Source organism: Prevotella melaninogenica (genome assembly GCF_013267595.1).
Classification (GTDB): Bacteria; Bacteroidota; Bacteroidia; order Bacteroidales; family Bacteroidaceae; genus Prevotella; species Prevotella melaninogenica_D.
Window position 1 is genome coordinate 906142 of record NZ_CP054010.1, and the last position, 15762, is coordinate 921903.

Sequence of the window (15762 nt, forward strand, 5' to 3'; positions counted from 1 at the left end):
TTAATTAATTTTCGTCATGTACTGGATATTTGGCAATGTGAAGGCAAATACGTAGTTGCCTTGAGCATCGGTGACAGGCTGGAGGTCTTCGCCATAAGCCACACCGAAGAAGGAGTCTACGGCATGTCCTGTAATCTGACCACTGTCTTCAGCCTTAGCACGCTGCATATCTTCATCCCATGTGAAGAACAAGCTACCCTTTCCTTCACCGAAGAGTTTGCCCTCCTTCTGCGATGCTGGAATCATTACGATACCTGCTGGATACTTATAAGTAGGGTCGGTCACTGGCTGTCCAGGAAACTCGAGGTGGCCCGTAGCAGGGTCGTAAGTCAAGAGAATCTCATAGTTGATATTATTAATATTCAACTTACCCTTCAGCGTATTCGCCACAGAACCCTTTTCCAAAGTAAGCCTAATACGCTTACGTAGGTTGGTCTTTAACTGCCATTCGCCAACCCAGAAGTCAATGCTCTTATGGCTCTTAGGCAAGAACTGAATGATTTTAAGGTCGTCTTGTGTCAGCGAGTGATCGCCATCATTCCATGTGAAGCGCTGATACTTCTTGTTACCGATGACGATAGGTTCACGAAGAACGATACCTGTATTGGTCGTACAATAAGGCATCTCCCACTTCTTATCGCCCAAGGTAACAGTAAGACGTCTAACCTCCTGCGTGAGGGTTCCCTGTCCTAAGGTGTCATTACCCAAGACGAAGTCGTAGGTCTCAACGTTCATACCCTCCATTACGGTAACAAGACCGAGCATATACTCTTCCCAGTTAGTACCCTTTGGCAGGCGTGTGAGGACCATATCGTTGTGCCACTTGCGACCACGCACGAAGATGCTGTCGTTAGTAGCACGGAGGATAGAGAACTCATAGTCGCCCTGCGCACCGTCAGGACTACCCAACCAAGTCTCAGCCAATGGGTGAATCACTGCGTTATACTCATTGAACGACAAGGTAGGACCCAAGTCTTTCACTACACCGTAGCCCGAAGTAGCCTTTGCCTCAACGTCCTTCACGTCACCCATAGCGGTAACATGGCCGTTCTTGAACTTCAGCAACAGCGTGTAACCACCGTAGCTATAGTTCTTTCCCGTATAATACTGCATTACCCAACCATCCTCTGACGACTCTAAAAGTGCCTTATAGTCAGCAACCTTCTTCTCGATTCGCTCAGCCGCAGGGAGGTCGAAAGTGGTCTTATCGTCATGCAGACACGATTGCAAAGAAAGTGTCAGTACGATAGCCATGAATAGTAAATATACCTTTTTCATTTGCGTATTCATTTACTTTTATCAGGTTCTGAACTTAGTCTTTCACACTCTCTCACACCCTTGCATGGGGAGTTTCAGGCTAAGTCAGAAGCCCTTGTTTATTTATTTATTGATAATATGTACACTGCCCGTTCTCTTATTCCAGTGTGTTCAGGTCGAGTGTACCAATCTTTCCACCTCTTCTGAGGATTGCATTGCGCAGCAGTTCGATGTCAACATTCCACGAATTGCTCATGTACTCGCGAATTATCTTCAGCTTTTTGTTGATAATCGTACCGCCCTTGTTACCCGCATTCTTCATGATTGTAGCCCAATCCTCTGGCGTACTGGTCACGTAGATAGAGTAAAGTTCGGCGATATCCTCAGCAGGATTCTCCATAGAGTAAGCCGAAACGAAGCCCATGCTCTGCGCCTTCTTGTCAGGGATAGAAGTCCAGTTACCACTTACGTAGTCAGAGCGTGAGATATTATCATACGACTCATCGTAAGGCTTCTTCTGATTAAGAATGTGCATGAACTCATGGTGCATTGTGTGGAAATAGTAGTTATTCATACTACCATAATCCTTCAACTGCTCATCTGTAAGTGCATTCACCTTACCTAATCTAACCTTATAACCACCCTCAGCACTACCTATTACCTCCGTACGATAACGTGTGTAACCCGGAGTACCTGTCACTAAGATGATACGTGGGGCATTCTCCTTGATGAAGTCAAGTCCGACGGTCTCTGCATAAGCATCAAACCACATATACTTTGTGAGGATCGCTAACTTCACCGTCTTTGCAGAGTCGGCAGGAACGAAGTTGTAAGCCTGCTCGGTCTCCTCTGTCTTCAGACGATACTGGAAGTCTATATTATAAGGCATGGTGTAGTTCTTGTACAACCACTGGTCGAAGGCATTACGCTCCACAGCCTTCGTTGAGAAGATAGAGTCACCGCTTATCTTGTCATCACTACATGAAGACAAGACTGCGCAACAGCTGACAAGAGCGATTGTAACCAAATATAAATACTTTTTCATAACCTATCGTTTTAATTATTACGTGGATTAGGTTTCACACCCGCTGTGATGACGTCCTGTGGCAACTGAATAGCCAAGCGTGGGTCGCCAACCTTCATAGAGTCGGTTACGGCAGTAACGTTTGACTGCACATCAACCTTTCTACGATACATTGTGATACCATAACGCTTAACATCCTGCAGACGGAAACCCTCGTGGATGGTAACTAATCGCTTCAACTGTAAGAGACACTGCAAGAGAGGTTCCTGTGTGGTAGCCTCAACAGTGAACAATGGATTGAGTTTCTTCTTTGGTGTTGGCTTTGTTGGTGTGTAATAAGCCATTGAACCATAGAAGTCTTGAATGTCTGCAAGTGTGAGTTGCTTTCTATTCTTTGAGAAGACAGTCAACTCGGTGTTGATATCCTTCAACGCCTTGTCATACTGACCTAAGAGGGCATAAGCCTCAGCACGCTCAAGCAAGGTAATGTCTGTGCTGAACACAGCATACTCACCGTAAGGTACTCCAATCTCAGCAGTTGCGTCGATGACCTTAGGAACGTAAGGGATTTTACGCAAGCAATACTTTGACACACCGTTATTATATAAAACGGTATAGTTCAAAGTTGAACCACTGTCACCCCATGGACCCGGTGCCTGCAAGGTTTCGTTCTTGCTAATCAATTCGCCATGCGCATACTTGCTACCAGCCTGAATAGGAATACTGATAACTCCCCACTGTGAAGGAACTGGCAACAACATGATGTTCGCATTGTTGCTTGCATTCACAAAGGCGTTTGGCTGTACGTTACCACTTGGACCCAAGCGGTTCCATTCTGCCCAGTTGCGGAGGATGTCTGCTGGCTGATCGCCCAATACCATGTTAGCATACTTCACCGCCTTATCATACTTCTGTGCATAGAGATAGAAGCGCGTTGCGAAAGCGTAAGTTGCCTGCTTGGTGAAGTGGAACTTTGGCTTCGCATACTTTGTACCGACAAGAGCGATACCTTTCAGCATATCTGCCTCAATCTTCTGATAAAGTTCAGCAAGCGTACCACGCTCTATCAGTCGACCAACAACCTTCTCTGGCTCTGTTGGATAAGGCAAACCTAACTGGTTAGCAGCCGTAGTCTTGTCGTAAGCCTGACAGAAGACGGTTGACAACTGGAACATTGAGAACGCTCTGCAGAGCAAAGCTTCGCCCAACTGTGCACGATAGTCTTCCTCTGACTGCGCATCCTTGACAGTATGCTCAATGTATTCAATTGCCTCATTACAAGCTGAGATAGCCGCATAATGCGCTGACCAAAGCTGATAAGGCGTCTCCGTATTGCTTACGTCGTCAATATCTTTCCACTGATAGGCCTGCTCTTGGAAACGGTCGAACGCACTCCATGTACTATGCAGTTGCTCGTCAGTATTGTCCGAATACATCTCAGTGAGGTAAGCTGGGTGTGCTTGTGGATAAGCGCTTACCAACAACTGGCTCACCTCCGTAGGGTTCTTGAGGTCCATGCGGCTGTCTGGATACTTGTTAAGGAAATCGTTACACGATGTAAGTGCAAGCGAAATCGCAGCCACTGGTAAGTATATAATATATTTTTTGACTTTCATCTTCGTATGTTTTAAAGTCCAAGTTTTACTGTTAGCGTAAATTGTTTTGGCATTGGCGAAGCAACACCACCCACGTTATAGAACTCTGGGTCCTGACCATTGAGTCGCTTGTCAGCATAGAGCAGGAAGAGGTTGGTAGCTTGAAGCTTCAACGATGCATTCTTAATCATACTGTTTTGGAACATCTGTGCAGGGAAGTCATAGCCCAAAGAAATCTCCTTGAGGCGGATGAAGTCGCCCTTTGCAATACGTGCATCGCTGTAGTTATAGGCGTTGTAGCCCAAGCGAACATTGGTGTTTGCCATGTATTGGCTCTTAGAAAGAATACCGGGAACATTGGTCTCAGCCTCTTCACCTGCTGCCATCCAACGGTTCTTGAACGCATTGGTCATTGAAACGAGATCGTTATAACGTGCGCGGAACTTAGGATCAAGGCGTACTACGTTACCGAAGGCATAAGTGAAGAATACATTCAGACGGAAACCATGATAGCTGAACATATTGCCCACAGAACCTGTATGGGTTGGATCAGTTGGACCTTCATACTTCAAGAAGTCGGTCTTTGTACGCTCTTGGAAGTTGATATCGTCGGTTGTCACCTGTCCCTTCTCATTGAGAACCATTGGCATACCCTCGCTATTCAAGCCCATGAATGGGATTGAGAACAAGGCACGAGCAGGATAACCCTTCTTGGCAAAACCATTACCGCTTACTAAACTCATCACGTTTCCTTGGTTGAAGAGCTTTGTAATCTCGGTTGTTGCATAAGAATAGATGAAGCTGGTTGTCCAAGAGAAGTTCTTCTTCTTGATGTTAACAGAAGAGATACTCAACTCAAGACCATTAGAATTCATCTCGGCAACGTTGGCTGCACGAATAATCTCACCACCCAAACCAGCTGTTACCATCGGACCAATTTCGTCGAAGTTTCTACGTGTATAATAGTCGAAGGTAACACCTAAGCGGTTGTTCCACAATGAAGCATCGAAACCAAGGTTCAACTCGTTCTTCTTCTCATAGGTAAGTGTTGAGTTTGCCAACTCGCTAAGTTCAAGCTGTGGCTCCTGATCTTCTGCAAAGAGACGGAAAGGAGTTGAAGCGGTGATGATAGCGGTTGAGTTGCTATAAGACGCATCTGGAGGTGTACCTGTAAGACTGTAAGAGGCACGCAGGGTAAGTTTGTTCAATGGAGAGAGCTTATTAAACCAGTTCTCCTCATGTACGTTCCATGCACCAGACACGTTCCATGTTGGCATCCAGCGTGCGCTTGAGTTACGACCCATCTGGTTTGATCCCTCATAACGAAGTGTACCATTGAATACGTAACGGCCCTGATAGCTGTATGTAGTGTTACCATAGAAGGCTACACTGCGTGAGTTGGTTGGGTTAATAGTATAATAGGTATTGCCCGACTCCAATGCACGCTTGAAATACTGATAGATATAGAATGGAACCATACCAGCATCATAACGCAAACCAGCTCCCTCGAAGACATTGCGCTGACGTTCAATACTCTTCAACTCCATACCACCAAAGAGGTTCATGATATGCTTCTCGGCAAAGGTGTGGCTATAGTTAGCGGTTGCACGAATGTCATAATCGCTCATGCGGTTGTCACCCTTATGATACAAACCACCATATGGCAACACGGTCATTGGCAACACGTAAGGGTTATTAGGGTCCTTATAAAGATACTTGTTAGCATCGCGGATAATTCCGTTTGACATCGCACGATAAGCCAATGCCTGATTAGAATTGTCCTTCACAAAATGCTCCTGTGTTGAAGCCATATACTTGAACGCACCCAAGACTGACAGTTCCAGACCCTTGACAGGCTTGTACTTCAATTCCAATTGGAAACGGGCATCGAGGGTGTTGAGGTCGATATAGTTGTTATTCAACTCATTGAAGATGTTGAATGGTGCATAATTCGCTACGTAGGTTGCTGACGGATCAAGTACACGTGAGGTGTTACTTGCGTAGGAATATGGGTTGATATCGAAGTCACGCTTCACCTCACCACCTACGACGTCGACGTCCTGTCCCAAGGTTCCTGGTGCACGCTGCTTACGATAAGCCGCACCACCTATGAGGTTCAACGACAGCTTGTCTGACAAATGCTGTGTGAGATTCACATTGAGCGTATAACGATTTACGTTGCTCTGCTTATACCATCCCGGGTCTAACAATGCACTGAACGATGCATAGTAGTTTGACTTCTGTGTACCACCGCTCAAACTGATAGAGTGGCTCTGCATAATATTAGATGAGAACAACTCCTTAAACCAGTTGGTATTGCGGAACTCTGCACGCTGGAGATAGCGGTTGCGAGCCTCTGTGGTGTTCTCCAAAGCAAACTGACCAGTGTTCGCATTGTACTTGTTTATCAACTCGTACATCTTACCATACACACCATACTCGCTACCATTAAGCACGTCAGAGAAATTCAACCAGCCCTTGTCTGCCAACTCTCTATAAATACCCATCTGCTCCTTTGAGTCGAGAATGTCGAAGTTGCTATAAGAGGGAACGAGGCGAGAGGTGAACTCACCGGTATAGCTGATGTGTGCCTGTCCCTGCTTACCTTTCTTGGTAGTAACAACAATCACACCCGCCATCGCACGCGCACCATAGATAGAGGTTGCCGAACCGTCCTTCAAAATCTGAAAACTCTCGATATCATCGGCATTAAGACCTGCTATTGCTGAAGAGATAAGGGTCTCAGGATTACCTGATGCCAAGTCGTCTGCACCCACATTGGCAGCATCTTCCATGATGACACCATCCACAACCCACAGTGGCTTACTGCTACCATAGATAGAGGTGGCACCACGAATACGAATCTTTGGTGACGTACCGAAGGTTCCGCTGACGTTCTGAACAGACACACCCGCTGCCTGACCTTCAAGCGAACGACTGATATCTGCCACACCACTCAGGCGTGCCTTCTCAGCATCAACCTTGTCGGTAGCACCCGTAAACAAACGACGGTCAGTGCGGGTAAGACCCGTCACAACAACCTCGTTCAGTGTCTGAGTGCTTGACTTTAGCACCACCTTCATGTCGGTAGTACCCTTCAGCGTCTGCGATGCCATACCGATGTAGCCCACAGTGATCTGAGGATTAGCAACGTCAGTGGTAAGCGAAAACTTACCATCAACATCGGTCACTGCACCCGACTTGGTGCCCACGACCATAATGGTAGCACCGATAACAGGCTCGTTATCGTCGGCCGACACTACGGTACCCGAGATTTTAGTTTGTGCCAATGCCGTGCAAACGCACATAAAGAGCATGGCAAAACACATAAGTAACTTTTTTCTCATAGAACATTGTTATATTTAGTCTGATTTTATTTAATGCGGTTATTAAAACTCTTTTCTTTCTTATTAAAGGACAAACAAAAACGCTCTCTTGCGCCTTCACACTTAGCCATTATACAAAGTCATAGTATGAAAATATCTATAATTTTAACAAACTTACAATACATACATATTATATATATGATGCAAATTTAGCAAAAAATATTCAAAAAACAAGTTATTACAACATTTATGACACATTTATACATAATTAACAGTGGAGAGAGAGTACGTCACACGGAGAAAAGGAGAGTACAGAGGTTGATTCATTTGTTTATTTTCTCACAGATACCACAGAAGAACAGAGTCCATAGGACACACAGAAACCTAACGGTTATAGATGACACAGAACATTAAAACAGAAATCCTGCACAAGCAACTCGTTTACTTGCTAACTTTTATTGTCAGTCCAAAAACTTTGAATAATTTTCATCTCTCTTATTTTATTTCTTAATATCCGGCAGGCGATTCATTTCGCTGTTATTGATATTTACATCCGTTCGTTTGGCTTTATGCTTTCCAAAATTATACGTTAACCCTACACGTAACGAAGTATTGTCATTATCTATGTTATTTCTGAACATATAATCGTTGTATGCCACTCGGTTATGAGCTTTGGTACCTCCAAAGATATCCTGCGCCAGAACATTCAGCAAGAGCTTATTCTTTAGGAGATTGATTTTGCAGCCCAAACCTAAGCAATCGATATTCCCAGTATGAAAAGATTCTTCCACTCCCGGAAATACATGATAATAATTTGCAAAAATGGTCATAGCCTTGTAGCGATAACTAAGATTTGCAGAGAGAGTCGTGTTCAAGCTCTTCAAATCCGAATCATCCAGTTCTTCTGCCATAGACTTGGCCTTCAGATAGTACATAGAAGCACTTGTATACAAGTTGAATTTACCCCACGAGAAATTATAACTAACATCTCCGCCGTAGGTGTTTATGGTTAGGCAGTTCTTGGGATAGTACTTGGTATATAAATCATCAACCACTTGTATCAGGCTCTGTATGGCGTCAGAAGTGTGATAGTAGTACAAATCTACATTAAGGTTTCCCTTAAAGACATAGTTAAACTCTAAATTATCCATGATGGACGGAACAAGCCTGTCGTTTCCTTCCGAGTAAGAATAAGTGTCGCGATAAACCTTTGTCGGATCCATATTGTTCATACTTGGCCGGTTGATTCGCTTGCTATATCCTAAAGAGAAGGAATGGTCGTCGGAAGGATTATAGGAAAACTCTGCGAACGGAAACCAATGATGATATTTATTGGAAACGGTTAAACCGCCAAGCGTTATCCCATTATTGCTTGTATGCTCATAGCGCAACCCTGCCTTGGCATAAAAAGGACCAAAGTTCCGGTGAACATCTGCATAGAGGGCCGTTATTGTTTCTTTGAACAAGAAACCATTGCTGCCTCCGTAATCCGAAATGTTGTTCGTTCTGAAATGGGAGTACTTGCCACCCACCTCAAAGTTCAGCCACGTAAAGGGAAGGTTTAAGTCTGCGCTGAGAGTATTCACCACATTGCTGTAATTGTCCCAACTGCTCGAAAAGGGGTGAGCCGAGCCAGAATCGTACACCTGGTTGACATCATCGCTTAAATGAATGTAATTATAATTCAGCGTTAGCTTCTTACCTATGCTGTCCAGCTTCCATTCCACATAAGGGGAAATCGTTTCCAAACGATACTTGTCGTGAGTCTGCTCCGAATAGGTGTTCGACGGATAAGAACCATCACTGAAGTTCATTTCGCCCTTGTGAAAGCCCTTATTACGAGAACGATTGAGAGTGGAAAAGAATCCTATTTTTACATGCCCTATTTGATAGCTGCTATTAAGATTCTGGCTCAATATGTCATAGCGGTTAAGAGTATAATCGTTCGTAACACGTGTGTATGTCGGATAGATGTAAGAGCTTTTCATCTTCTGAGGGCGTTTTTCGTTGGAGTTGTCGACTTTGTACTCTACCGAAAAATTACCTGATGAGAACGACAAGTCAGCTCCCTCCTCGGCTGCAAAATGAGTGCGTTGTGTCAGCAAGGTGTGAATTTTTCCATCAAAACCTACCGGCTTGCTTTTTAGGATAATGTTCAGCACTCCGCTGTTACCCGCAGCATCAAATCTGGCAGAAGGATTTGTAATGAGTTCTATTTTACTAATGTTCTCAGAGGGTAACGTACGCAAATACATATCCAAATCCTTTCCCTCCAAATTAACCCTGTGTCCGTCCACCAATACAAGAACATTGCTCTTTCCTATTATCTTTATCTCCTCGCTTGTCGGGTCTATGCGAGGGATATTATGAAGTAAATCGCGTGTACTGAACCCCTGGGCAAAAGGACTGTTCTGAACTAAATATACAAGTTTTCCGGCTTTCTGACTAAGCATTCTGCGCTGAGAGGTAACCGTAACCTCCTTCATTGTGTATTTCTTTATTTCTAAAGGAATATCACCCAAATCGGTGTCGGCTTGCACATCGAGGGTGTCGGTCTTAAGAATATCGCCCAACTGTCGGTATCTGAACACATACTTGCCCGAAGAAAGCGAAAGAGCAAACCTGCCTTCTTCATCCGATAAGCTGCTGGAAGTGACATCCCCGCCAAGAGGGCTTACTAATATCTCAGCGGCATCCAAAGGAGTAGTCCTGTCTACCTTCTCCACCAACCTCCCCTTCAGCTGCCATTGCTGGGCATACATAGGCTGGCTCGATAGTAAAAGAAATATAAAACTTATAGGTGTGAACTGCAAAATTGAATGTAAAGATTTTACCATTATCATATTACATAGTATTTTTATATTAGGTTCATAAAGCATATATTATACTAAGGTACAAAAGTAGTAAAAAAATATTGAAAGAACAATCTATTACTGTTTTTACGTCATTTTTTATGTTGAGTTGATGATTTTATGAGTGCTGAGTTTACAAGTTGTTTGTAGACAGGGTAATAGAAAGACAGAGTAACATAAGAACGTTTTTGTGACGAGTTTTTGAGTGCATAGGTCAGCAAATGAGAACAAACAACTCGTTAACTTGTCCACTCGTTAACTTGTCCACTCGTAATTTTGTTACTCAAAAGAACTTTGTTCATCTGTTACTATGTCTTTCTATTATCTTGTCTATCTTCGCAAGCAACTTGTTAACTTGTCTACTGGTTCACTTTTCCACTTACCATGCTACTTTGTCTTTCCATTATCCAGTCTTTCTTATCAAGCAACTTGTTAACTTGTCTACTGGTTCACTTGTCCACTTACCATGTTACTTTGTCTTTCTATTATCTTGTCTATCTTCGCAAGCAACTTGTTAACTTGTCTACTGGTTTACTTGTCCACTTACCATGTTACTTTGTCTTTTATTTATCCTGTCCCCACCCTGAAAAAACATTACACTCCCATATACAAATCACCTTAAAAAGCATACAAAAACCTACCTCAAGAGCGACTCTACAACCAACAGAAAATCAAATGGTTATAAAGCCGTAAAGCAAAAGGGGCTTTATTGGACTTCAAAAGGGCGTTAGTAAGCGTCTTAAAGGGCATCTTTAATAAGCCAAAAGGGCGTCTTTGAGAAGCTAAAAGACCATATGTTGAAACATAGTATGTAGAAAATTATTTACAAACAAACACCCCTCCACAACCTCCCCCTCTCTGTAGGAGAGGGGGTTGGGGGGTGAGGCTTTTTAAGAGTCTTCAGCAATTTGGAGTAATACCGTTTGAGATTAATACTTTGAAAAAAGGTCACACAGAGAAATGGAGAGCACAGAGGTTTTATATAGCAGAAATCGTTAGGCACAGAGGCACCGTTGGTGCGTGGAGGAACAGAGGATATTTGCGAGTTTTATTAATGTTTTTGTCTACTTCATTCCAAAGCAGTGGTTTGCAAGATTCCTTAAAACGTTTATTACTAAAGTTATCAGCAACACGTACACTACGACTCTGTCGCTCTTTGTGCCTTCGGCACCTCCGTGATATTGTCTGCTTTCACCTCCGTGCTCTCCCCCTCTCTGTGTGACTTTTATATATAGTAGGCTTAATTTATCACTCCAAACTCCTGAAGAACCAAAAATATTCTCATTTTCCGTAGAAAAGTTGTAATTTTGTAGCCGATAAACCCATGTTAGACAAACTTGCTATCAATGCTCATTGAGGAGATGAAACGTTTTAAGGAGTTATTTTTTATACCGATACTATTCGTATGTCTTTGTTGTCAGGCAAAGGCATCTGCTGTATTGCAAGATAGCATACAGCTTGCGGACTCAATAAAAACGGTTGATAGTTTAAGCCTTGTTGCTGACACAGGTTTAGTTCCCTCTATAAAATGTGTTCCTGCGGAGGGAGAGGATAAGTCTTGTAACACTTGTAAACCGCATTTTGATAGGATTATATATACTTGTGCACCACTTATTATAAACGGTCTTATCATGAAAGGGCAGAGTAGGCAATTTCGTGGTTTGCGAAATGACTATATACCAAGATTTGATAGGAGTTTAGATAACTACACGCAGTATCTCCCTGCTGCCGTTATGCTTGGCTTAAAGGTTAGTGGCATGAAAGGTAGAAGTAGCTGGGGGCGTATGCTTGCCTCTGATGCTATGTCGGTAGCGTTGATGGCAGGTATTGTTAATTCGTTAAAATATTCTGCTCAAGTAGAGCGTCCAGATGGCACGGACCTACGATCTTTTCCTTCTGGGCACACAGCGACGGCCTTTATGACTGCTACCATGCTGAATAAGGAGTATGGGTATCGGAGTCCGTGGATAGGTGTCGGTGCTTACACAGTGGCAGCTGCGACAGGTTTAATGCGTATGGCAAACAATAAGCATTGGCTGAGCGATGTACTGACAGGGGCAGGCATAGGTATTGTGGCTACAGAGTTGGGCTATTATTTTACGGATTTGATATTTAAGAATCATGGGTTAAGAAAGGCTGATGTAGAGGAAAAGTTTGATAAGCTGCAGAAGCCGTCATACGTTGGTCTTGATTTTCTTATTAATGAGCCGTTAGGTACGTATCTCAATGAGAAAGGCTCAAAGGTTAAGGTGTCGCGTGGATGTACCTCAGCTGTTGAGGGAGCCTACTTCTTTAATCCCTATATTGGTGTTGGTGGGCGGTTCTCTGTGACGCGTACGTCAGTCATCGTAGACAATGTCAAGGCCGAAGATAATGTCTTCGATACGTGGAAGTTAGGTGGAGGTGCTTATTTCTCTTATCCGTTATCAGAGCGTTGGCTTCTCGGTAGTAAACTCTTGGTTGTATCTGTGTTTTATCCCGACATAAAGTTAACGGACGATTTGATTGATTCTCATCATGGAGTAGGTTTTGGAACAGGGCTTTCACTGACCTTCAGAGTTCGTCAGCATTATAATGTTCGTTTCCTTATGGACTATAATCTCTTACCTTATCGTGTGTCAGGAGTGCGCACTTGTTTTCATTCTTTAGGATTAGGCTCCTCTTTTGTCATTAGTTTTTAACCAAGAGTAACGTTAAAAACAAGTCCAGCACAAGCAACTCGTCCACCCGTAAATTTGTTACTCAAAAGAACTTTGTTCATCTGTTACTTTTTCTTTTATTTACTCTGTCTACAAGCAACTGGTTAACTTGTCCACCCGTAAATTTGTTACCCAAAAGAACTTTGTTCATCTGTTACTTTGTCTTTTATTTACTCTGTATACAAGCAACTGGTTAACTTGTCCACCCGTAAATTTGTTACCTAAAAGAACTTTGTTCATCTGTTACTTTGTCTTTTATTTACTCTGTCTACAAGCAACTGGTTAACTTGTCCACCCGTAAATTTGTTACTCAAAAGAACTTTGTTCATCTGTTACTTTGTCTTTTATTTACTCTGTCTACAAGCAACTGGTTAACTTGTCAACTCGTAAACTTGTCAACTCGTCTATTATCATGAATTATACCAGTAATCATAATTATGAATTTTGAATTATGAATTATGAATTAAAAGCATTATCTTTGCACCGCTTAAATGTATTTCAGATGAATAAACAGTTTTTATTAGCTGCCTTATGGCTCAGCCCTTTGGGATTGTATGCACATAAGGCTAACGGGATTGGTGCGGTAACATGGAAAAACGAAGCGCCAAAAGAAAGAATGATTCGGGGCATTGATGAGGACAAGACGCACCAGCGTTTTACACTCAGTGGATATGTGAAAGACCGTAACGGAGAACCACTTATCAATGCAACTATCTACGACCTCACCACACGACAAGGCACGATGACGAATGCCTACGGACATTTCTCGCTCACATTGGGCGAAGGACAACACGAAATAAGGTGTAGCTACGTAGGATATAAAACCCTTATTGAGACCATTGACCTATCTGCAAACCAAAACCATGACATCATCTTGCAAAACGAAGCACAGTTGGATGAGGTGGTTGTGACGACAGACCTGAACTCACCTTTGTTGAAAACGCAGACTGGAAAACTCTCTCTCTCACAGAAAGATATTAAAACGGAGTACGCACTGTTGAGTAGTCCGGACGTTATCAAGACCTTACAGCGTACGAGCGGTGTGGCTGACGGTATGGAACTTGCCAGCGGTCTCTACGTTCATGGTGGTAATGGCGACGAAAACCTCTTCTTACTCGACGGCACACCTCTCTATCATACTAACCATTCATTAGGTCTTTTCTCCTCGTTCAATGCCGATGTTGTGAAGAATGTCGACTTCTACAAGAGCGGTTTCCCAGCACGTTATGGCGGTCGTCTGTCAAGTGTCATCGACGTTCGCACGGCTGATGGCGACCTTTATAACACCCACGGCAGCTATCGTATCGGCTTACTCGATGGTGCCTTCCATATCGGGGGACCTATCAGAAAGGGTAAGACATCCTATAACTTCGGTTTGCGTCGTAGCTGGATGGACCTCCTCACGCGTCCTGCCTTTGCAATAATGAACCACAAGAGCGACAATGAGGATAAGTTGAGTATGTCGTATTTCTTCCATGACATAAACTTCAAGTTGACCAATATCTTCAACGAACGTTCGCGAATGTCGCTGAGTGTCTACTCTGGTGAGGACCGATTGGATGCAAAAGACGAGTGGCACAGTAACAATAGCAGTGGTTATAATGACGTAGACATCTATGTGAATCGCTTCCACTGGGGTAACTTCAATGTTGCCTTAGACTGGAACTATCAGTTCTCACCGAAGCTCTTTGCTAACTTCACAGCCGTCTATACGCACAATCGCTCAACGGTTAGCAGCTCAGACGAGTGGAGATTTACACGCCCCGGAGAGAAAGAACAACTAACATTGACCTCTCATGGCTATCGTTCATCTATTGATGACATTGGCTATCGAGCAGCTTTCGACTTCCGTCCAAGCCCGCGTCATCACATTCGCTTTGGTCAGGACTATACCTATCATCGCTTCCAGCCACAGACTTACAACCGTTTTGATAACTATCAAACCAATAGTGAGGCAAAGGCTGACACGATTGCGACCCACAGTTATAATAAGAATGTGGCACATCAGCTGACCTTCTATGCCGAAGACGAGATGACACTCAACGAGAAATGGAGCCTCAACGGGGGTGTGAATGCCGATGTCTTCCATATTAGCGGTAAGACCTTCGCAACGCTGAGTCCACGTCTTTCGATGAAGTTCCAGCCAACGGAGCGTCTGTCTCTTAAGGCAAGCTACACGCTGATGAGCCAGTTTGTACACAAGATTGCCAACTCCTTCCTCGATCTTCCAACCGACTACTGGGTGCCAACGACGGCTCGACTACACCCGATGCGCTCTTGGCAGGTGGCAGCAGGAGCTTATATGAAACCTAACAAGCACTGGTTGCTCTCGTTGGAGGCTTACTACAAGCGTTCAAGTCATATCCTACAGTATTCAAGTTGGGCAGGATTAGAGCCACCAGCTGCCAACTGGGACTACATGGTAATGGAGGGTGACGGTCGCTCTTATGGTGTTGAATTGGATGCTGATTACAACATTTCCAACCTCAATCTGCACGGTTCTTATACCCTCTCATGGACTGAGAAGAAGTTTGATGACTTCTACGATGGTTGGTATTATGATAAGTTTGACAACCGTCATAAGCTCACCCTCACCGGAAGATGGAACATCACAAAGAAGATTGCAGCCTTTGCAGCATGGACATTCCGCACGGGTAACCGCATGACAATCCCTACTCAGTATATCGGATTGCCTGACGTTCCAGCGCAGGAGCAGGGAGGATTGACCTTTAACTCATCTGATGACAACACGTTGAACTTTGCTTACGAAAAGCCTAACAACGTTATCTTGCCGGCTTATCACCGTCTTGACATCGGCTTCGACTTCCATCATACCACCAAGAAGGGGCATGAGCGCATCTGGAACCTCAGTTTCTACAATGCTTATTGCCACCTGAACTCACTCTGGGTACGTGTGAAAATCGACGGCAATAACCAGATGAAGATAAAGAACATAGCGTTCATCCCTGTGATTCCATCGTTCAGTTACACATTTAAATTCTAAGTTTC

General features: G+C 43.8%; 7 protein-coding genes. 2 read left to right on the forward strand and 5 right to left on the reverse strand.

Annotation, left to right across the window (positions count from 1 at the left end; genetic code table 11):
• The 5 genes from FIU21_RS03395 to FIU21_RS03415 all read right to left on the reverse strand — a co-directional run bounded on the left by FIU21_RS03395 (position 1) and on the right by FIU21_RS03415 (position 9964).
• Positions 1 to 1278 carry a DUF4302 domain-containing protein gene (locus FIU21_RS03395; RefSeq protein ID WP_036885880.1) on the reverse strand — a complete coding sequence of 426 codons (1278 nt, stop codon included), beginning with the start codon at positions 1276 to 1278 and terminating at the stop codon, positions 1 to 3.
• 136 nt (positions 1279 to 1414) lie between these two features.
• Positions 1415 to 2302: a zinc-binding metallopeptidase gene (locus tag FIU21_RS03400; RefSeq protein ID WP_004359190.1), complete on the reverse strand. Its 888-nt coding sequence runs from the start codon at positions 2300 to 2302 to the stop codon at positions 1415 to 1417.
• A gap of 11 nt (positions 2303 to 2313) precedes the next feature.
• A complete protein-coding gene (locus FIU21_RS03405; protein WP_004359189.1) occupies positions 2314 to 3897 on the reverse strand; it encodes a RagB/SusD family nutrient uptake outer membrane protein in 1584 nt (527 codons plus the stop codon).
• An 11-nt stretch (positions 3898 to 3908) separates the two neighbouring features.
• Positions 3909 to 7223 (reverse strand): SusC/RagA family TonB-linked outer membrane protein, encoded by a 3315-nt coding sequence (locus FIU21_RS03410; protein WP_004359188.1) that lies wholly within the window; start codon positions 7221 to 7223, stop codon positions 3909 to 3911.
• Positions 7224 to 7702: 479 nt separating this feature from the next.
• Complete coding sequence (locus FIU21_RS03415; RefSeq protein ID WP_231291306.1) at positions 7703 to 9964, reverse strand: TonB-dependent receptor domain-containing protein; 2262 nt, start codon at positions 9962 to 9964, stop codon at positions 7703 to 7705.
• Between the two features lie 1451 nt (positions 9965 to 11415).
• Here FIU21_RS03415 and FIU21_RS03420 point away from each other — a divergent pair.
• Both FIU21_RS03420 and FIU21_RS03425 read left to right on the forward strand, forming a co-directional pair.
• On the forward strand, positions 11416 to 12735 hold the full coding sequence (locus FIU21_RS03420) for a phosphatase PAP2 family protein (RefSeq protein ID WP_231291305.1): 1320 nt from the start codon (positions 11416 to 11418) through the stop codon (positions 12733 to 12735).
• A 520-nt stretch (positions 12736 to 13255) separates the two neighbouring features.
• Entirely contained in the window at positions 13256 to 15757 is a 2502-nt protein-coding gene (locus tag FIU21_RS03425) for a TonB-dependent receptor (protein WP_036885795.1), read from the forward strand.
• Positions 15758 to 15762: the final 5 nt, after the last annotated feature.

Excerpts from the sequence above, each read along its gene's own strand:
- FIU21_RS03395 (WP_036885880.1), bottom strand. The coding sequence starts at position 1,278 with ATGAAAAAGGTATATTTACTATTCATGGCTATCGTACTGACACTTTCT.
- FIU21_RS03400 (WP_004359190.1), bottom strand. The coding sequence starts at position 2,302 with ATGAAAAAGTATTTATATTTGGTTACAATCGCTCTTGTCAGCTGTTGC.
- FIU21_RS03405 (WP_004359189.1), bottom strand. The coding sequence starts at position 3,897 with ATGAAAGTCAAAAAATATATTATATACTTACCAGTGGCTGCGATTTCG.
- FIU21_RS03410 (WP_004359188.1), bottom strand. The coding sequence starts at position 7,223 with ATGAGAAAAAAGTTACTTATGTGTTTTGCCATGCTCTTTATGTGCGTT.
- FIU21_RS03415 (WP_231291306.1), bottom strand. The coding sequence starts at position 9,964 with ATGTATGCCCAGCAATGGCAGCTGAAGGGGAGGTTGGTGGAGAAGGTA.
- FIU21_RS03420 (WP_231291305.1), top strand. The coding sequence starts at position 11,416 with ATGAAACGTTTTAAGGAGTTATTTTTTATACCGATACTATTCGTATGT.
- FIU21_RS03425 (WP_036885795.1), top strand. The coding sequence starts at position 13,256 with ATGAATAAACAGTTTTTATTAGCTGCCTTATGGCTCAGCCCTTTGGGA.